The organism is Serratia sp. JKS000199 (genome assembly GCF_900215455.1).
Taxonomy (GTDB): Bacteria; Pseudomonadota; Gammaproteobacteria; order Enterobacterales; family Enterobacteriaceae; genus Serratia; species Serratia ureilytica.
In genome coordinates this window covers 2,301,702-2,318,764 of the sequence record NZ_LT907843.1, presented here as the reverse complement: position 1 = coordinate 2,318,764, position 17,063 = coordinate 2,301,702, and the positions used below count along the sequence as shown (strand labels likewise).

Below are 17,063 nucleotides of genomic sequence, written 5' to 3'. Positions count from 1 at the left end.
TGCTGACCGCATTGCCGCTTTTTTTCCTCAAGTTCTTCTCATTTTTGCCGATAACCGAAACAGGCTGAGCGAACAGGCTCAGCAGCTCAATTAAGAACCCTGTGGGCCACCGGCGCCGCAGCATAAGGAATTCCGATGTCCAATAGCTTAATCAATACCGCGATGAGCGGGCTGAATGCGGCTCAGGTGGCGCTCAGTACCGTCAGCAACAACATCTCCAACTACAACGTGGCGGGCTACAACCGTCAGACCGCGATCCTGGCGCAGAACGGCGGCATGGCCACTATGAGCGGCTTTATCGGCAACGGCGTGACCGTCACCAGCGTTAACCGCGAGTACAACCAGTTCATCACCAACCAGCTGCGCGGCGCGCAAAGCGCGTTCGGGGCGCAAAACGCCTATTACGAGAAGATTTCGCAGATCGACAACCTGTTGGCGAGCAAGACCAACCCGCTGTCGACCAACATGCAGGATTTCTTTACCAACCTGCAGAACCTGGTGAGCAACGCCGGTGACGACGCCGCGCGCCAGACGGTGCTGGGCAAGGCCAACGGCCTGGTGAACCAGTTCAACAACACCGACAAATTCCTGCGCGACATGGACAACGGCGTCAATCAGCAGATCAGCGATACGGCGCAGCAGATCAACAGCTACGGCCAACAGATCGCCAAGCTGAACGACGAGATCACCCGTTTGCGCGGCAGCGCCGGCGGCGAACCGAATGCGTTGCTGGATCAGCGCGATCAGCTGGTCACCGAATTGAACCAGCTGGTGGGCGTACAGGTCACGCAACAGGACGGCGACGCCTATACCGTTTCCTTCGCCAACGGTTTAACCCTGGTGCAGGGCAGCAATACGTATCAGGTGGAAGCCGTGCCTTCCAGCAGCGATCCTTCCCGTCTGACCATCGGCTATAACCGCGGCAACGGCGCCAGCGAAGTGCCGGAAGGCCAGATCACCAGCGGCACGTTGAGCGGCGTGCTGAAATTCCGCAGCGAAACGCTGGACGGCGTGCGCAATCAGCTGGGCCAGTTGGCGCTGGCGATGGCGGACAGCTTTAACCAACAGCATCGCGCCGGCTTCGATCTGAACGGTGACGCGGGCGGCGACTTCTTCAGCTTCAGCGGCGGCAGGGTGGTGGATAACACCCGCAACACTGGCGACGCGTCGCTGTCGGTCTCTTACACCGATACCGGCAAGGTGAAGGCCAACGATTATCGCGTCGAGTTCGACGGCAGCAACTGGCAGGTCAGCCGCCTGCCGGACAACGTGAAAGTCAACGCGACGCCGGGCACCAGCGCCGACGGTAAACCGACGCTGAACTTCGACGGGTTGGAAGTGAGCATCGACGGCAATGCGCAGGCCAAAGACAGCTTCACCGTGAAACCGGTCAGCGACGTGGCGGGCAACCTGAAAGTGGCCATCACCGATTCGTCCAAGATCGCCGCCGCCGGTAAAGACGACAGCGGCCGCGGCGATAACGAGAACGCCAAGAAACTGCTGGATCTGCAAACCAAAAACCTGGTGGACGGCAAAGCGACCCTGAGCGGCGCTTACGCCGGCATCGTCAGCGGCGTCGGCAACCAGACCGCCGCCGCCAAGGCCATCGCCACGTCGCAGGCCAAAATCGTCACCCAGCTGGGCGCGCAACAGCAGTCGATGTCCGGCGTCAACCTTGACGAAGAGTACGGTGAACTGCTGCGTTTCCAGCAGTACTACATGGCCAACGCGCAGGTGATTCAGACCGCCAGCTCGCTGTTCGACGCGCTGCTGAACATTCGTTGATTTCATTGTTAATCGGCGCCGATAACGGCGCCGGTCGCTCAGAGTAAGGAACCCACAGCATGCGCATGAGTACCGGCATGATGTACCAACAAAACATGAACGGCATCACGGGCAACCAGTCGCTGTTCATGAAGGCCGCCGAGCAGCTTTCCTCCGGCAAGCGAGTGATCAACCCGTCCGACGATCCGTTGGCGGCGTCGCGCGCGGTGATGCTGTCGCAGTCGCAGGCGGAAAACAGTCAATACACGCTGGCGCGCACCTTCGCCCGTCAGAACGTGTCGATGGAAGAAACGGTATTGGCCGGCGCGACCTCCACCATCGCGGACATGAAGGCGTTGATCGTCAACGCCGGCGGCACCGAAAGCGATAACGATCGCCAGTCGCTGGCCACCCAGCTGCAGGGGTTGAAAGATCAGCTGCTGAACCAGGCCAACAGCACCGACGGCAACGGCCGCTATATGTTCGGCGGGTATGTGAACGACAAGGCGCCGTTCGTCGACAACGGCGGCACCGTCAGTTACCAGGGCGGCGACAAGACGGTTGAGCAGAAAGTGGACGCCAACCGCACCATGACCATCGGCCATACCGGCAACGCGGTGTTCATGTCGTTGACCAGCAATCCGAAGCCCGAGCCGGACGGCAGCGCGCCGGTCAGCAACGTATTCGAGAGCATCGATATTGCGCTGAACGCGCTGAAAACCCCGCTGCAGGGCGCCGACGAGGCCACCAAGCAGCAGGTGAACGATGCGCTGGCGAAAGCCAACCGCGGTCTGGACAACTCCTACAACAACGTGCTGAGCGTGCGCGCCGAGCTGGGCAGCCAGCTGCAGGAGATGGATCAGTTGGACAGCATCGGTAAAGAGCGCGACATGACCAATCAGATCCAGATGAGCGCGCTGACGGATGCCGACCTGGCCGAGTCTATCTCGTCCTACTTCATGCAGCAGGCGGCGCTGCAGGCGTCGTACAAAACCTTCAGCGATATGCAGGGCATGTCGTTGTTCCAGATGAATCGTTAAGAGCAATACCCCGTTGCCTGACCGCGACGGGTTTCCCTTTAGTGCGCTTAGAAAACGCCTTCTCCGCCCCGCGGGGAGGGAGGCTTCTTGAAACCGGGCGCACTCGTTTGGCGCGTCGCTCGTTCTCCCACTACTGACTGAGTGACGCGCCTTTTTTTCATCAGGGAAGAAATAATACGATTGTCACCCCTGTTTAATGCGCGATGACATTATTGAAATCAGCGGTGGAAAAATCACGATGGATATTATTTCCCTGACGATAAATATCGGTGCTATTTCTTTTTCTTCACCACTTTCCATTTTTCACCGGCGGCCGTTTCGCTGATGGCAACTTTAAATTTGTTGCTTTTCCAGTGGGCCATGCCGAATAATCGGCGTGCTTTGCGGTTGCTTTTCGCTTTAATCATGATCTCGCTCCTGTAGTTAGCAAAGGTCGATGCTGCGCCCTGCAGCCGGCAGGCTGCCGGACGCATTTATTCAGGGTGTAAGTTATCTGCCGCGCATTTAACTCTGCGTGGCTGCGTTATTTTATTTTTCTCTAACCAATAAGTTTATATTATCGCCGCGGGCGACTGATGGGGTGCGGGCGATATTTTTTCTACCGGGTCTATTTTAGGTTGGGGTTTTATTTATTCAAGCCGCCGGAGACATTTGAACCTTAATCCGGATAAAAGACGTTTCTCAGGCTTTTGTCCCAAGAAAGCGTTTTTATTGCCATTTTGTCTCAGGCGGAAGAGGGGGAAAGGAAGGGGCCGCAGGGGCTCAGAAGGTCATGCCGCCGATCACCGCCGCCAGTCGATCGAAGATTTCACCGAACAGGTGCTCACAGAACGGCGCCAACATCGGCATCATCATGCCCAGCGTCATGATGCCGAAGGTCATGGTGACCGGGAAACCGATCACGAAGACCGACAGCTGCGGCGTCATGCGGTTGAGCAGGCCGAGCGCCATGTTGAGCGTCAACAGCAGGCAGATCAGCGGCAACGCCAGCATCATGCCGTTGATGAAGATCAGCGAGCCGACCTGAGTCAACACCAGGAAGCCGTTGCCGTTCAGCGGCTGCGTTTGGATCGGCAGGGTATGGAAGCTGTCCGCCAGCAGCGAAATCAGCCACAGATGGCCGTCAAAGCTGAGGAACAGCAACATCGCCAGCAGGTTGAGCAGGCGCGCCAGCACCGGCATGTTCGGGCCGCCGCTGGGATCGAAGAAAGTGGCGAACGACAGTCCCATCTGCATGCCGATCACTTCCCCCGCCAGGCGCACCGCCGCGAAGGCGAACTGCATGGTCAATCCGAGCGCCACGCCGATCAGAATCTGTTGAATCGCCAGCCACAGGCCGGCGGCGGAGAAGATGGGGATATTGCTGGCGGGCAGCGTCGGCGCAATCAGGATGACGATCAGCCCGCCAAGGCCGATTTTGACCTTTTTGCTGATTTGCTTTTCGCTGAATATCGGCGCGGTGCTTATCAGCGCCAGAATGCGCAGCAGCGGCCAAAAGTAGTGGCTGAGCCAGACGGTGAGCTGGGCGCTGTCGAAGGTGAGCACGGTCAGCCGATCAGGGTAGGCAGGTTGCTGAACAGGGTGCGCATGTAGTCCAGCAACAGATTCAACATCCAGGGACCGGCGATGATGATGGTGGCCACCACCGCCAGAATTTTAGGGATGAACGACAGCGTCATTTCGTTGATCTGGGTGGCGGCCTGCAGCAGGCTGACGACCAGGCCGCTGATCAGCGCCGCCAGCAGCAGCGGGGCGGCCAGCGCCAGCGCGACTTTCATCGCCTCGGTGCCGAGCGCCATAACCGATTCAGGTGTCATCTCGCTTTCTCCGGTCAGGGGTTACGAATAGAAGCTCTGCGCCAGCGAGCCGAGCAGCAGCTGCCAGCCATCGACCAGCACGAACAGCATCAGCTTGAACGGCAGCGAGATGGTGGCGGGCGGCACCATCATCATCCCCAGCGCCATCAGCACGCTGGCGACCACCAGGTCGATAATCAGGAACGGAATGAACACCGTAAAGCCGATCTGGAAGGCGGTTTTCAGTTCGCTGGTGACGTAGGCGGGCAGCAGGATGCGCATCGGCACCGCTTCCGGGCCGGCCAGCGGCGGCTGATTGGCCAGCCTGGCGTACAGCGCGAGATCGGTTTCGCGCGTTTGCCGCAGCATGAATTCGCGCAGCGGCTGCGCGCCTTTATCCAGCGCGACTTCCAGCCCGATTTTGTCCTGGCTGAACGGCAGATAGGCATCCTGATAAACCTTGTCGAACACCGGCGACATGATGAAGAAGGTCAGGAACAGCGCCAGCCCCAGCATCACCTGGTTCGGCGGCGCCGACGGCGTGCCCAGCGCGTTGCGCAGCAGGCCGAGCACGATGATGATGCGGGTGAAGCTGGTCATCATCAGCAGCATGGCCGGCAGGAAGGTCAGCGAGGTCAACAGCACCAGCGTCTGCACCGGCAGCGACCAGCTCTGGCCGCCGTTGGCCAGCGGCTGGCTGATCAGCCCCGGCAGTTGCGCGAAAGCCGCCGGGCTGATGAACAGCAGGGCGGCAGGGAGCCAAACCGCCGGGCGGCGGACGAGGGTATGAAGAGTCGAGGTCATGCCGATTTTTCCGGGCGTTTCAGAACTTTTTGCATCAGTTGGCGGAAGTCCGCCGGTGTCGCCGCGTCGGCCTCGCCTGCGTCTTTCGGCGGAGCGGGCAGGGTGTGCAGCGGGGTGATCTGCTGGGCGGTGACGCCCAATACCAACAAGGTGTCATCGACTTCCACCACCACCACGCGCTCGCGCTGCCCGACCTGGCAACTGGCGCGCAGGTTAAGCAGTTTGTTGTTGCGCGCCTGCGGGGCGAAACCCAGCCGACGGAACAGCCAACCGGCAAGCAGGATCAGCAGCAGAATGCCGCCGAGCGCGCTGCTGACCTGCATCAACACCGAACCGGCCGGCAGGGCCGGCGCGGCGGGTGGTTGGGTGCTTTGGACGGTAACGGGCGCCGCGGCGGTCATCAGCGGCTCAGTCGACGCATGCGTTCGGATGGGGTGATGATGTCGGTGATGCGCACGCCGAACTTGTCGGCCACCACCACCACTTCACCTTGCGCGATCAGGTAACCGTTGATCAGGATATCCAGCGGTTCGCCGGCCAGGCCGTCCAGCGCCACCACCGAGCCTTGCGACAGGCGCAGCAGCTCTTTGATGGTCATCTTGGTGCGCCCCAGTTCCACGGTCAGCTTGACCGGAATATCCAGGATCAGGTCGATATCCTGCAGGCTGCCGAGCGCATCCTGAGCTTCCAGCGACTTGAACACCCCTTCGGTGCTCGCGCCGGATTTCTCTGAAGACTGCTGCTCGTTAAACGCATCAGCCCACAGATCGTCTACGGATTCCTTTCCTTCGCCAGACGGTTGCTTAGGATCACTCATTGGGCTGTTCCTCACTCAGAGCATTCAAAATAGGGTTAATCAAATGTTCAACACGCAGGGCGTATTGCCCGTTTAACGTGCCGTATTGGCTGGTCAGAACCGGTACGCCGTCCACATGGGCGATCAGGCGTTCCGGCTTGTCTATCGGTAATACATCGCCCGGTTGCAGCTTCAGGACTTTCGACAGCCGCATCGGGATATCGACGAAGTTGGCGATCAGCTCCAGTTCGGAGTGCTGCACCTGCTTCACCAGCGTTTCGCGCCAGTGGCTGTCTTCCTGCCGCGAATTTTCCAGCGGCGGGTTGGTCAACAGTTCGCGCAGCGGTTCGATCATCGCGAATGGAATGCAGATGTTGAACTCGCCGGTCAGCGCGCCGATCTCCACCTGGAACGGCGTGGTGACCACGATGTCGTTCGGCGAGGTGGTGATGTTGGTGAATTTCACCTGCATTTCGGCGCGCACGTACTCCACGTCGATCTTGTAGATGGCGCTCCAGGCGTCGCCGTAGGCGTCCAGCGCCAGGCGCAGCATGCGCTTGATCACCCGCTGTTCGGTCGGGGTGAACTCGCGGCCTTCGACCTTGGTCGGGAAGCGGCCGTCGCCGCCGAACAGGTTATCGACGGCGATGAACACCAGGCTCGGCGCGAACACGAACAGGGCAGTGCCGCGCAGCGGATTCAGGTGCACCAGGTTCAGGTTGGTCGGCACCGGCAGGTTGCGGGCGAACTCGTGATACGGCTGGATTTTGATCGGGCCGACGGTAATGTCCGGGCTGCGGCGCAGCAGGTTGAACAACCCCATGCGGAACTGCCGGGCAAAACGTTCGTTGATGATTTCCAGCGCGTGCAGACGCTCGCGCACCACGCGGCGCTGGGTGTTCGGATCGTAAGGCTTGACCTCGCTCTCTTTGCCGACCACCGCTTCGGGTTCATCACCCGCGCTGTCGCCGTTGAGCAAGGCGTCGATCTCTGCCTGTGAAAGAATGCTATCGCCCATAGTGATTACCGCAGTATGAAGGCGGTGAACAGCACGTCGCTGACCACCTGCTTCGGTTGTCCCTTAACCAGCGGCGGGCTGAGCACGTCCTTAATCTGCGCCACCAGCTGTTGCTTCCCTTGTTCATTGGCCAACTGACTCGCTTCCTGACGGGAAAGCAGCATCAGCAAGCGGCTGCGCACCTCCGGCAGAAAATCGTTCAGCTGACGGCGGGTACTTTCGTCCGGCAGGCGCAGCGTGAGGCCGATATACAGCACGCGATCTGGGTTGTTGTCCGGCGTCACCAGGTTGACGGTAAAGGTGTCGAGCGGCATGAACACCGGCGCGGCCGGCGGTTGCTGTTTGACGGCGGCCGGTTCGGCGCCGTTTTTATGCTGTTGCAGCAGCCACCAGCTGTAGCCCGCGGCGCCACAGGCGACGACGCTGATCAATACCAGCAGGATGACCAGAAGGGGGCGTTTCGGTGCTGCCGGAAGGGAGTTCTGAGACATAGCCAAATCTAATTCCTGTTGTTCCACCCGCGGCCTGCGTGGCGGCGGGCATAGCGCGCGGCAAAGCCGCACGCATGACATGTAAAGGTATTATCGCGTCTATCGCGGCGTGCAATAGCCTGAATAGACGCGCAAATGGGTGCCAGCTTGGGCGTTTGCAGCGGCTCAGGCGAAAATATCGACGCCGTTGACCGCGCTGGCCATGCGCTGCAACGCCACCGGCGCGCTGACGCCCTCGGCGGCCGCAGCCTCGCCGCCAGCGTGTTCAGCATAGCTGGAACGCCCCTGGCCATTGGAAGCCTGCTGCTGCGCCTGTTGCCATTGCGGGGTGGACTCGCCGCCCACGCTGCTCTGCCCCAGGTTGATGCCGCTCTCGGCCAGCGCGTGACGCAGCTGCGGCATCGCCGCTTCCACCGCAGCGCGCACCTGACCGTGGGCGGAGGCAATGTGCAATTGCGCCTGCTGATCGTCCAGTTTCAACGTGATCTGCAAGGCGCCCAGCTCCTGCGGGTGCAGGCGCAGCTCGGCGCTTTGCTGGCCGTTGCGGTGGAACATCAGCACCTGTTGGTTCAACGCCTGCTGCCATTCCGGGCTGCCCAGCTGCGCGTTTAACTGCGGCGTAGGCGGCGCCGTCACCAGCGCGCCGGCCGGGGCGGCCGTTTGCGTGGGGCTGGCGGCGGCCAGGGCGACGGCGTGATTGAGCGTCGTCGGCTGCTGCGTATCGCTCGCCGGCAGCGGTTGAGCGGCACTGGCGCGCTCACCGCTGGTCGGCTGCGGGAGCGCCGCCGTGGCGCTATCGCCGTCCGGGGCAGGGTTTTTAGCGTTTGTCACCGTCGTGGCGGCTGACGCCGACGAGCGCGCGGCGGTGTTATCACCGGCCGCCGCGATGTTCAGCAGGCCGTTGCCAGGCTGCAGCGCGGTCGCATCGTCAGCGTTTTCCACCGGCAGCGGCCGCTGGCCGTCGGCCGGTTGAGTCTGGGCGACGATCGCGGCCGGCAGCATGGCGTACAGCGCCTGCAGCGTCGCGGCATCCAGCTCTTTGGCCGCGGCGATCGGCGGCTGCGCCTGTTTATCGCCGGCGAGGGGCGCATCGGCCTCGGGGCGTTCAGATGAAAGCGCATCGGCTGAGATTGCCGGGTTCTGCAGCAGACCGCCGCGCTCGCCGAAGGCGGCCAGCAGTTGATTGAGCTGGTTGCGACTCAGGGCCGGGGCGCGTTCATCGTCCGCGCTCAGCGTGACCGGCGGCTGTTTGCCATCGGCGGCGGGCGCGAAACGCGCGCCGAGCAACTGGGCGAATGCCGTCGACAGTTGACTCTCATCCAGCGCCGACGTCAGTTCAGCCAGGCCGCCGGCATCGCCGGGTAAGGCCAGGCCGGGCAGGGCGTTCAGATTCATGGGTTGATATTCCTTTGTGCACTGCGTTGAGCGAACTCATCCATCAGTTTTTGATCCCGTTTATTCTCCTGCTGCTGCTCCGCATTTAAGGCGCGGGTATGCAGGGTCTCGAAAGCGTTCAACCGCTGTTGTTTGTCTTGCCATTGCTTCACCGCATGATCCACTTTCTGCCCCCACTGCAGCAGCTGCTGGCGGTGCTGGTCGATGGCCTGTTCCAGCGTGCCGATAAACTGCTGGTAGTTTTGCCAGCGTGAGCTGTCCATGCCGTCGCAGAGCGTATGATTCAGCTTCTGGCGGTATTCGTCCTGATAGTTGAGCAGCATCGACAGCTGTTGCTCCGCCGCCTGCTGCGCCTGCCGAACCTGGCCCAGCTGTTGCGCGGCTTGTTCCACCGCGTCCTGCGCCAGATCGCGCAGGGTAATCAGGGGTGACTGTGATTTCATCGCTCTGCGCCTCTGTGACGTTAAACAATCAACTGCTGCAGCTGTTGACAGGCTTCATCATAGCCGCTGCGTTCAAAGATGCCCTGTTGCAGGTACGCCTCCATTTGCGGGTACAGCGTCATCGCTTTGTCCAGCAACGGATCGCTGCCGGCCGCGTAGGCGCCGACGCTGATCAGATCGCGGTTGCGCTGATAGCTGGCCAGCATCTGTTTGAAGGTGCGAACCCGGCGATAATGCTCCTCGTCGATCAGCGACGTCATGGCGCGGCTGATTGACGCTTCGATGTCGATAGCCGGGTAGTGGCCGGCCTCCGCCAGGCGTCGGGACAGCACCACGTGGCCATCGAGGATGGCGCGCGCCGAGTCGGCGATCGGGTCTTGCTGATCGTCCCCCTCGGTCAACACGGTGTAGAAGGCGGTGATGGAACCGCCGCCGCTGATGCCGTTGCCCGCGCGTTCCACCAGCGCAGGCAGTTTGGCGAAGACCGAAGGCGGATAACCTTTGGTCGCCGGCGGTTCGCCGATAGCCAGGGCTATCTCACGCTGCGCCATGGCGTAGCGGGTGAGGGAATCCATGATCAGCAACACGTGCTGCCCGCGATCGCGGAAATCCTCGGCGATGCGGGTGGCGTAGGCCGCCCCCTGCATGCGCAGCAGCGGCGATACGTCCGCCGGCGCGGCGATCACCACCGAGCGCGCCCGGCCTTCGGCGCCGAGAATGTTCTCGATAAAGTCTTTGACCTCGCGGCCACGCTCGCCGATCAGGCCAACGACGATCACATCCGCCTGGGTGTAACGGGCCATCATGCCGAGCAGCACGCTCTTGCCGACGCCGGAACCGGCGAACAGGCCCATGCGCTGGCCGCGACCGACGGTCAGCAGACCGTTGATGGTGCGCACTCCCACGTCCAGCACCTGCTCGATCGGCGTGCGCTGCAATGGGTTGAACGGCGCGGTGATCAGCGGCGCGCGGTAACCGGTTTCCGGCGACGGCAGGCCGTCGAGCGGTTTGGCGCTGCCGTCCAGCACGCGCCCCAGCAGCGCCGGGCCGAGCGGCAGCTGTTTGCCGGCGCTTTGGCCTTCCGGCGCGATGCGGGCGTAAACCCGCGCGCCCGGCACGATGCCTTCCACTTCTTCCAGCGGCATCAGGAACAGCCGCTGGCCGTTGAAGCCGACCACTTCGCTTTCCACTTCCTGCACTTCACCGGCGTCGTGCCGTTCGATGAGGCAGGTCGCCCCGAGCGGCAGCTGCAGCCCGGTGGCCTCCAGCACCAGCCCGGTGGCGCGGGTCAGGCGGCCGTAGCGGCGCACCGTCGGCGCGCGGGCGATGCGTTTTTCCAACGTATCCAGAGAGCTCAGCCAGCGGCCGAGACGCGCGGTCATCAGACTTCTCCCGGTGCCGCCAGGCGACACAGTTCATGCCAGCGCGTCGCCAGACTGGCGTCGAGATCGCCTTCTTCGGCGCTGACCTTGCAGCCGCCCGGGTGCAGTTCGCCGTCCGCCAGCAGGCGCCAGCCGTGCAGGCTGAGGGTAACCCCCAGTTGCTGCTCGACGCGGGGGTAGTCGTCCGGGTGGACCCGCAGCTGCGGTTTGCCGTTGAACATCGGCTCCTGCTGGATCAGCTGTTGGATCTGCGCGAGCAGGGCGGTGCCGTCGCACACCGGCGGCTGGCCCAGCACCTGTTTGGCGGCGGTCAACGCCAGCTGCATCAGCCGGGAAGCGATCACGCTGTCGAGCGCGTCCAACGTGTGCTGGAATTCGGTGACCAACTGCTGCCAGTGGGCGGTCAGCGGCTGTTGCTGCTGCTGCGCTTCCAGCAGCCCTTGCTGACGGCCTTCTTCCAGACCGGACTGAAAACCGGCCTCATAGCCTTTTTGCTGGCCGTCGGCATAGCCCAATTGCTGGCCCTGTTGCTCGGCCTGCAGCCGCAGCGTCGCCAACTGCTGTTGCAATTCGGCCTGCGCGTCCGGCGACGGATCGCTGTGTTCGAGATCCGGCATCGGCGGCAGTTCGAACGCCGGTTTCTGTTCACCCAAATCGTTGAGCGACCAGGGCTGCCAGGGCAGGGTGTTAATGCGATCAGACATAGGTGTCCTCGCCGCCGCCGATGATCATTTCGCCGGTTTCCGCCAGGCGTCTCACCACCAACAGGATGGCTTTCTGCTCGTTCTCCACCTGCGACATGCGCACCGGGCCACGGTTGGCCAGATCGTCGCGCAGGATGTCGGCGGCGCGTTGCGACATGTTCTTGAGGAACTTCTCGCGCAGCGGCTGTTCGGCGCCTTTGAGCGCGATCAGCAGCGACTCGCCTTCCACTTCCTGCAGCAGGCGCTGGATGCTGCGATCGTCCACTTCCACCAGGTTTTCGAACAGGAACATCTCGTCGATGATCTTCTGCGCCAGCTCGCCGTCGTATTCGCGCATCGCGTCGATGACCGCTTCTTCCTGCTGGGTTTTCATCAGGTTGATGATCTCGGCGGCGGTGCGCACCCCGCCCATTTTGCTGCGTTTGAGGTTCTGGCCGTCGAGCAGGTTGTTCAGCACCTCGGTCAGCTCCGCCAACGCCGCCGGCTGCACGCCGCCGAAGGTGGCGATACGCAGCATCACGTCGTTGCGCAGGCGTTCGTCGAACAGGGCCAGAATATCCGCCGCCTGGCCGCGTTTGAGGTGCACCAGAATGGTGGCGATGATCTGCGGGTGTTCGTCGCGGATCAGGTCGGCGGCGCTCTGCGGCTCCATAAAGTTGAGCGTTTCCATGCCGGTGGTGGTCTCGCGCGATTCGAGAATGTCTTCCAACAGGCTGGCGGCGCGCTCTTCGCCCAGCGCCTTGACCAGCACCGAACGCAGATAGTCGCTGGCGTTGACGCTCAGCGCCGCGTATTGCTCGGCGTCGTCTTCAAACTCGGTCAGTATTTCGCCGAGCTGTTTGTGCGACACCTGGCTCATGCCGGCCATGGTGCCGCTCAGCAGCTGTACTTCGCGCGAGGAGAGGTGCTTGAACACCTCCGCCGCGCGATCTTCACCCAGCGTCATCAGCAAGATGGCGCTTTTGTCGGTTCCGGTCAGGCTCATATCTCGTTACTCATCCATTGGCGGATTACCAGAGCGACCACGCGCGGGTCTTTGTCAGCCAGATCGCGGATCCGCTGGCTCTGGACTTCTGCGCTGACGCGCTGCTGCGATTTACGACGCTGCGCCAGCTCCTCGTTGCTCGGTTTGCTGCTGTCGACCGCTTTGGCGGCAGGCGCGTTGGCGGCGGCGATGGCGGCCTGTTGCGCCGCCTGGCGCTGTTGCAGCTGCGGCCGCACCAGTTTGCGCCACAGCAGCCAGGCAACCAGCAGCACCAGCAGATAGCGGCCCGCGTCGATCAGGCGATCGATAAACGACTGGCTTTGCCAGAACGGCAGTTCGCCACCGGTCACCTGAGCGTCGGTAAACGGCGTGTTGACCACGTTCAGGGTATCGCCACGGCTACTGGAGTAGCCCATCGCTTCACGCACCAGCGCTTCGATCTGCGCCAGCTGTTCTTTGCTCATCGGCTGCGGTTTGCCGTCTTTATCCGCGCCGAGGTAGTTGACCACCACGGCGACCGACAGACGCTGCACGGTGCCGGCTTTTTGCTGGGTATGGCGGATGGTGCGATCGAGCTCGTAGTTGGTGGTCGCGTCGCGACGGGTATTTTGCGGCACGCCGCTGGCCGCCGCGCTGCGGGTGGTCGCGGCGTTTTGCGCGGTGGCGTTGGCGTTATTGCCCGCCGCCGGCTTGGCGGTTTCAATCGGCGCCGTAGGCGGAGCGCTCGGTTGGTTGGACAGCGCGCCCGGCACACCGCCGACCTGCGGCCCGCCGATCTGCTCGCTCAGGCTGGTTTGCTGTGAGCGGATGGCGGCTTTATCCGGCTGCTGGTTAGGTTGGTACTGTTCATCGGTTTGTTCGCGCGTGGCGAAGTCGATCTGCGCCGTGACCTGCGCACGCACGTTGGCGCTGCCGACCACCGGGGCGAGGATCGCTTCGATGCGGCGCTGGAAGCCGTTTTCGACTTCGTTGGCGTATTTCAGCTGCGAAGCATTGAGATCGCGCCCGGTCCCGTCGGACTGGGTCAGCAGGCGGCCGGCCTGATCGACCACGGTCACGTTGCCCGGCGGCAGACCGGCGACGCTGCTCGACACCATATAAACGATGGCGTTGATCTGGCCGTCGTCCAGCGCACGGCCGGGTTGCAGGGTCAGCGTTACCGAGGCGGAAGGGGATTTTTGTTCGCGCACGAACAGCGAAGGTTTAGGCAGCGCCAGGTGAACGCGGGCGTTTTGCACCGGCCCCAACGACTCGATAGTGCGCGACAGCTCGCCCTCGAGGGCGCGCTGATAGTTAATCTGCTCGCTGAACTGGCTGATGCCGAATTTTTCCTGATCCAGCAGTTCGAAGCCGACGGCGCCGCCTTTCGGCAGCCCCTGCTGCGCGAGGCGCAAACGGGTTTCATGCACCTTTTCCGCCGGGATCAGCAGCGCTGCGCCATTCTCGGCGAAGCGATAAGGGATATTCATCTGCGTCAGCTGGGTGACGATGGCGCCACCGTCGCGGTCGTTCAGATTGCTGTACAGCACGCGGTAGTCGGGGCTTTTCACCCACAACAGCAGTGCGACGACGATCGCGATCGCGGCGGAAGCGGCGACCAGCAACGGAATTTTCGGGTTGGCGCGCAGACGGTTCCAGATGGCCTGCAGGCCGTTGTCGCGGCTTTCGCCGGCGGTTATCGAAGCACTCATTTTAGGTCTCGTCCTTCAATGGCGCTCACGATCCCGTACGGGCCGCTGAGCAGCTCCCTGCCAGGCTGATGAACGGTATGGTTAGCGTTGTGTGACAAAACAGACTCCCTGATACACATATCTTCTAAATAGCGGCGCTCCCATTTCTGGGCAGGCCATTATTCGCCTTATCAGACAATTCCGATTGCCCGATAAGCCGGGTTTTTTGCAGTTAATTAACCGCTTTAGGTCCGAAAACGCTGTGCTAGGGTGTGCATCATTGGAGAAGTACAGGGTGAAAACGTCACCCGGCGAGACGAGAGGATTGAGGACCAGATGGCGATTCAGGGCATTGAAGGGGTACTGCAGCAGATGCAGACCATGGCGGTTCAGGCCGGCAAGATGGGGCAAAATGCGGCGCCGCAGGGCGTCAGCTTCGCCAGCGAACTGACCGCGGCGCTCGGCAAGATCAGCGACACTCAGCAGACGGCGCGCAAACAGGCGCAGGACTTTGAGCTGGGCGTGCCGGGCATCAGCCTGAACGATGTGATGGTCGATCTGCAGAAATCGTCGGTGTCTTTGCAACTGGGCGTCCAGGTGCGCAACAAGCTGGTGGCGGCCTACCAGGACATCATGAATATGCCGGTGTGATGAACGTACCGTCCATTTTTCAGTGAAATTTGGCTCGGCGCCGTTAGCCTATGGCGATGGTTATAGGAGGGATAGGATAATGTGTAAATCGCTGTGCCTTGCTCTGGCCATGATGGCGTTGTCTGGATGCGCCGGCCAGAATGATGACTATCCATCGGCGCAAAAAACGGCGCCTCATCAGGATGCCGGCAAAGAGTGGAAGGCGTTTGTCGCGCCGCTGTCGGTGAAGACACAGTCGCCCGGCGAGCGTGAAATGAAACGCGCCGCCCGGTAAGACTGAAGCCGTGACGCCAGTCGATGGACAAAAAAAGCCAGCTATCGAAATAGCTGGCTGAAGGTGCGATAAAACATTTATGTGATGTAGGAGCGCCGACGCACGTTCGAGGTGCGTCAACGCGAACATCATATTTGTTATATTATAACAAATCAATGCTGCCGTGCGTTTGCCTCAGCCTGCTAACGCCACGATGCGCTGGTGGGCGCTTGCCAGCCCCTGGTCGCGGCCGTGCGGCTTCATGTCCAGCCCTTCGGCATAGATGAATTGCACGTCGCTGATCCCCATCAGCCCCAGCACCGAGCGCAGGTAGGGCGTTACGGCGTCGGTCGGATGCCCGGCGTGCATACCGCCGCGTGAACTGAAGACCACCGCATTGACGCCTTCCACCAGCCCCACCGGGTAGGTGGCGGTATAGTTGAAAGTCATCCGGGCGCGGGCCACCAGATCGAACCAGTTTTTCAGCTGAGTTGGCACGTTGAGGTTGTACATCGGCGCCCCGATCAGTAACAGGTCGCTCTCTTTCAGTTCGGCAATCAGTTGATCGGAGAGCGCCACCGTGGCTTTGGCGCGCGGGCTGACATTTTCCGCGCCGCGCAGCGCGCTGAACAGCTCGCCGTCCAACACCGGCAGATCCAGCGCCGTCAGATCGTGTTCGACGATCCGATCGTCGTATCCTTTCGCTTTGCGCGCCGCCAGATAGCGGTCAATCAGGTTATTGGTCTGCGAGTCATTTCCCATAATGCTGGATTTGAGAGCCAGTATTTTTTTCATGCTGTTGTCCTCTGACGGTAATCTGTGGTTTTCACCGGGGACTCCGGAATGACTGCAGGTTATCATTGCTTAAGGTTCACCAGTGGTGATAGGTTTTCACCTAATTGATTCCATATTGGCAACATTAAGATGAAAAGCGATCTGAGTGCGCTGCCGGCCTTTGTTGCCGTAGCGGAAGGCGGCAGTTTCGCCGCCGCCGCAGAGAAACTGCATCTGACGCGTTCTGCGGTCAGCAAAATCGTGTCGCGTCTGGAGGCGCGGCTGGGCGTGATGCTGTTTATGCGCACGACGCGCAGCCTGAGCCTGACGGACGAAGGCGCGCTGTACTATGAACACTGTCGACAGGCGTTGGCGAACGTTCAGGCGGCGGAAAACCAGCTCGACAGCGGCAAGATGCAGGTCAGCGGCCGGCTCAGAGTCTCGGTGCCGGTGCTGTTCGGCCACCTGTGCATTGCGCCCTTGTTGACGGCGCTGGCGAATGAGCATCCGTTACTGACGCTGGAAATCTCATTCAGCGACCGCAGGATCGATCTCGTCGACGAGGGATTCGATCTGGCAGTGCGCATCGGCGAACTGGCGGACAGCGGCAGTTTGGTTGCCCGACGTCTGGGCGAACATGGCATGCTCCTGTGCGCGTCGCCCGACTACGTGCGGCGCTGCGGCGAGCCGAGCACGGTGGAAGCGTTAAGCCGGCATCAGGCGGTGGGGTATCTGCACGCCGGCGCCGTGCTGCCGTGGCAGCTGCGTGGCGAAAACGGTGAGCTGCAATCGTTCAGCCCCCCGGCCAAGATGATGATGGATGATATGCAGGGGATCGTCGATGCGATATCCGCCGGCGCCGGCATTGCCTGGCTGCCGGAGTGGCTGGTGCGCGAGCGGCTGATGGCGGGGACGTTGGTGGAGATCATGCGCGGTGAGTCCAACCTCAGTTTCCCGGTCAACGTGGTGTGGCCCTATATGCCTTACCAGCCGCTCAAGGTGCGGCTGGCGGTGGACAAACTGGTGGCTGAGCTGCCCGCAAAATTGGCGCTTGTGCCGCCGCCGTTATCGCAGCGGTAATCACCGCGTCGCAACCG

20 protein-coding genes are annotated in these 17,063 nt (G+C 61.8%); 5 read left to right on the top strand and 15 right to left on the bottom strand.

Annotated features, from left to right (window positions below; translation table 11 throughout):
• Nucleotides 1-135: 135 nt before the first annotated feature.
• Together flgK and flgL are read left to right on the top strand one after the other, a co-directional pair.
• Nucleotides 136-1,785: a flagellar hook-associated protein FlgK gene (flgK, locus tag CPH57_RS11145; RefSeq protein WP_033643519.1), complete on the top strand. Its 1,650-nt coding sequence runs from the start codon at nt 136-138 to the stop codon at nt 1,783-1,785.
• Nucleotides 1,786-1,844: 59 nt separating this feature from the next.
• Complete coding sequence (gene flgL / locus CPH57_RS11140; RefSeq protein ID WP_033643518.1) at nt 1,845-2,804, top strand: flagellar hook-associated protein FlgL; 960 nt, start codon at nt 1,845-1,847, stop codon at nt 2,802-2,804.
• A 272-nt stretch (nt 2,805-3,076) separates the two neighbouring features.
• On the opposite strand, the gene sra is transcribed toward flgL, so the two are convergent.
• The 14 genes from sra to fliF all read right to left on the bottom strand — a co-directional run bounded on the left by sra (nt 3,077) and on the right by fliF (nt 14,309).
• The gene (gene sra, locus CPH57_RS24630; protein ID WP_004934807.1) at nt 3,077-3,211 is read right to left on the bottom strand and encodes a stationary-phase-induced ribosome-associated protein; all 135 of its coding nucleotides are present in this window, start codon (nt 3,209-3,211) and stop codon (nt 3,077-3,079) included.
• A gap of 355 nt (nt 3,212-3,566) precedes the next feature.
• Entirely contained in the window at nt 3,567-4,349 is a 783-nt protein-coding gene (gene fliR / locus CPH57_RS11130) for a flagellar biosynthetic protein FliR (RefSeq protein WP_033632754.1), read from the bottom strand.
• A gap of 2 nt (nt 4,350-4,351) precedes the next feature.
• Complete coding sequence (gene fliQ / locus CPH57_RS11125) at nt 4,352-4,621, bottom strand: flagellar biosynthesis protein FliQ (RefSeq protein ID WP_004934803.1); 270 nt, start codon at nt 4,619-4,621, stop codon at nt 4,352-4,354.
• A gap of 21 nt (nt 4,622-4,642) precedes the next feature.
• Nucleotides 4,643-5,404, bottom strand: a complete 762-nt coding sequence (gene fliP, locus CPH57_RS11120; RefSeq protein ID WP_033632755.1) for a flagellar type III secretion system pore protein FliP — start codon at nt 5,402-5,404, stop codon at nt 4,643-4,645.
• Nucleotides 5,401-5,805, bottom strand: a complete 405-nt coding sequence (fliO, locus tag CPH57_RS11115; RefSeq protein WP_033650868.1) for a flagellar biosynthetic protein FliO — start codon at nt 5,803-5,805, stop codon at nt 5,401-5,403. The genes fliP and fliO overlap by 4 nt, the downstream gene beginning before the upstream one ends.
• Nucleotides 5,805-6,221: a flagellar motor switch protein FliN gene (gene fliN, locus CPH57_RS11110; RefSeq protein ID WP_004934799.1), complete on the bottom strand. Its 417-nt coding sequence runs from the start codon at nt 6,219-6,221 to the stop codon at nt 5,805-5,807. The genes fliO and fliN overlap by 1 nt, the downstream gene beginning before the upstream one ends.
• Nucleotides 6,214-7,218, bottom strand: a complete 1,005-nt coding sequence (gene fliM / locus CPH57_RS11105; RefSeq protein ID WP_004934798.1) for a flagellar motor switch protein FliM — start codon at nt 7,216-7,218, stop codon at nt 6,214-6,216. Before fliM ends, fliN begins: the two co-directional genes overlap by 8 nt.
• 5 nt (nt 7,219-7,223) lie before the next feature.
• The gene (gene fliL, locus CPH57_RS11100) at nt 7,224-7,709 is read right to left on the bottom strand and encodes a flagellar basal body-associated protein FliL (RefSeq protein ID WP_033643515.1); all 486 of its coding nucleotides are present in this window, start codon (nt 7,707-7,709) and stop codon (nt 7,224-7,226) included.
• Between the two features lie 165 nt (nt 7,710-7,874).
• The gene (locus CPH57_RS11095) at nt 7,875-9,104 is read right to left on the bottom strand and encodes a flagellar hook-length control protein FliK (RefSeq protein WP_096242345.1); all 1,230 of its coding nucleotides are present in this window, start codon (nt 9,102-9,104) and stop codon (nt 7,875-7,877) included.
• Nucleotides 9,101-9,547 carry a flagellar export protein FliJ gene (gene fliJ, locus CPH57_RS11090; RefSeq protein ID WP_033643513.1) on the bottom strand — a complete coding sequence of 149 codons (447 nt, stop codon included), beginning with the start codon at nt 9,545-9,547 and terminating at the stop codon, nt 9,101-9,103. Before fliJ ends, CPH57_RS11095 begins: the two co-directional genes overlap by 4 nt.
• A gap of 20 nt (nt 9,548-9,567) precedes the next feature.
• Entirely contained in the window at nt 9,568-10,929 is a 1,362-nt protein-coding gene (gene fliI, locus CPH57_RS11085; RefSeq protein ID WP_004934781.1) for a flagellar protein export ATPase FliI, read from the bottom strand.
• The gene (fliH, locus tag CPH57_RS11080) at nt 10,929-11,633 is read right to left on the bottom strand and encodes a flagellar assembly protein FliH (protein ID WP_096242344.1); all 705 of its coding nucleotides are present in this window, start codon (nt 11,631-11,633) and stop codon (nt 10,929-10,931) included. The genes fliI and fliH overlap by 1 nt, the downstream gene beginning before the upstream one ends.
• Nucleotides 11,626-12,618, bottom strand: coding sequence for a flagellar motor switch protein FliG (gene fliG / locus CPH57_RS11075; protein ID WP_004934775.1), 993 nt, complete (start codon nt 12,616-12,618; stop codon nt 11,626-11,628). The genes fliH and fliG overlap by 8 nt, the downstream gene beginning before the upstream one ends.
• Nucleotides 12,615-14,309 carry a flagellar basal-body MS-ring/collar protein FliF gene (gene fliF / locus CPH57_RS11070; RefSeq protein WP_033650870.1) on the bottom strand — a complete coding sequence of 565 codons (1,695 nt, stop codon included), beginning with the start codon at nt 14,307-14,309 and terminating at the stop codon, nt 12,615-12,617. The genes fliG and fliF overlap by 4 nt, the downstream gene beginning before the upstream one ends.
• 315 nt (nt 14,310-14,624) lie before the next feature.
• On the opposite strand from fliF, the gene fliE reads away from it, so the two are divergent.
• Together fliE and CPH57_RS11060 are read left to right on the top strand one after the other, a co-directional pair.
• Nucleotides 14,625-14,939 (top strand): flagellar hook-basal body complex protein FliE, encoded by a 315-nt coding sequence (fliE, locus tag CPH57_RS11065; RefSeq protein WP_033643509.1) that lies wholly within the window; start codon nt 14,625-14,627, stop codon nt 14,937-14,939.
• Nucleotides 14,940-15,018: 79 nt separating this feature from the next.
• Nucleotides 15,019-15,213 (top strand): hypothetical protein, encoded by a 195-nt coding sequence (locus CPH57_RS11060; protein WP_096242343.1) that lies wholly within the window; start codon nt 15,019-15,021, stop codon nt 15,211-15,213.
• 174 nt (nt 15,214-15,387) lie between these two features.
• Here CPH57_RS11060 and CPH57_RS11055 read toward each other — a convergent pair whose 3' ends face one another.
• Nucleotides 15,388-15,987: an FMN-dependent NADH-azoreductase gene (locus CPH57_RS11055; protein ID WP_046687330.1), complete on the bottom strand. Its 600-nt coding sequence runs from the start codon at nt 15,985-15,987 to the stop codon at nt 15,388-15,390.
• 129 nt (nt 15,988-16,116) lie between these two features.
• Between CPH57_RS11055 and CPH57_RS11050 the strand changes: the two genes are divergently transcribed.
• Nucleotides 16,117-17,046: a LysR family transcriptional regulator gene (locus CPH57_RS11050; protein ID WP_046687329.1), complete on the top strand. Its 930-nt coding sequence runs from the start codon at nt 16,117-16,119 to the stop codon at nt 17,044-17,046.
• Nucleotides 17,047-17,063 lie beyond the last annotated feature (17 nt).

Coding starts and splice junctions, on each gene's coding strand:
- flgK (WP_033643519.1), top strand. CDS start 136: ATGTCCAATAGCTTAATCAATACCGCGATGAGCGGGCTGAATGCGGCT.
- flgL (WP_033643518.1), top strand. CDS start 1,845: ATGCGCATGAGTACCGGCATGATGTACCAACAAAACATGAACGGCATC.
- sra (WP_004934807.1), bottom strand. CDS start 3,211: ATGATTAAAGCGAAAAGCAACCGCAAAGCACGCCGATTATTCGGCATG.
- fliQ (WP_004934803.1), bottom strand. CDS start 4,621: ATGACACCTGAATCGGTTATGGCGCTCGGCACCGAGGCGATGAAAGTC.
- fliP (WP_033632755.1), bottom strand. CDS start 5,404: ATGACCTCGACTCTTCATACCCTCGTCCGCCGCCCGGCGGTTTGGCTC.
- fliO (WP_033650868.1), bottom strand. CDS start 5,805: ATGACCGCCGCGGCGCCCGTTACCGTCCAAAGCACCCAACCACCCGCC.
- fliN (WP_004934799.1), bottom strand. CDS start 6,221: ATGAGTGATCCTAAGCAACCGTCTGGCGAAGGAAAGGAATCCGTAGAC.
- fliM (WP_004934798.1), bottom strand. CDS start 7,218: ATGGGCGATAGCATTCTTTCACAGGCAGAGATCGACGCCTTGCTCAAC.
- fliL (WP_033643515.1), bottom strand. CDS start 7,709: ATGTCTCAGAACTCCCTTCCGGCAGCACCGAAACGCCCCCTTCTGGTC.
- CPH57_RS11095 (WP_096242345.1), bottom strand. CDS start 9,104: ATGAATCTGAACGCCCTGCCCGGCCTGGCCTTACCCGGCGATGCCGGC.
- fliJ (WP_033643513.1), bottom strand. CDS start 9,547: ATGAAATCACAGTCACCCCTGATTACCCTGCGCGATCTGGCGCAGGAC.
- fliI (WP_004934781.1), bottom strand. CDS start 10,929: ATGACCGCGCGTCTCGGCCGCTGGCTGAGCTCTCTGGATACGTTGGAA.
- fliH (WP_096242344.1), bottom strand. CDS start 11,633: ATGTCTGATCGCATTAACACCCTGCCCTGGCAGCCCTGGTCGCTCAAC.
- fliG (WP_004934775.1), bottom strand. CDS start 12,618: ATGAGCCTGACCGGAACCGACAAAAGCGCCATCTTGCTGATGACGCTG.
- fliF (WP_033650870.1), bottom strand. CDS start 14,309: ATGAGTGCTTCGATAACCGCCGGCGAAAGCCGCGACAACGGCCTGCAG.
- fliE (WP_033643509.1), top strand. CDS start 14,625: ATGGCGATTCAGGGCATTGAAGGGGTACTGCAGCAGATGCAGACCATG.
- CPH57_RS11060 (WP_096242343.1), top strand. CDS start 15,019: ATGTGTAAATCGCTGTGCCTTGCTCTGGCCATGATGGCGTTGTCTGGA.
- CPH57_RS11055 (WP_046687330.1), bottom strand. CDS start 15,987: ATGAAAAAAATACTGGCTCTCAAATCCAGCATTATGGGAAATGACTCG.
- CPH57_RS11050 (WP_046687329.1), top strand. CDS start 16,117: ATGAAAAGCGATCTGAGTGCGCTGCCGGCCTTTGTTGCCGTAGCGGAA.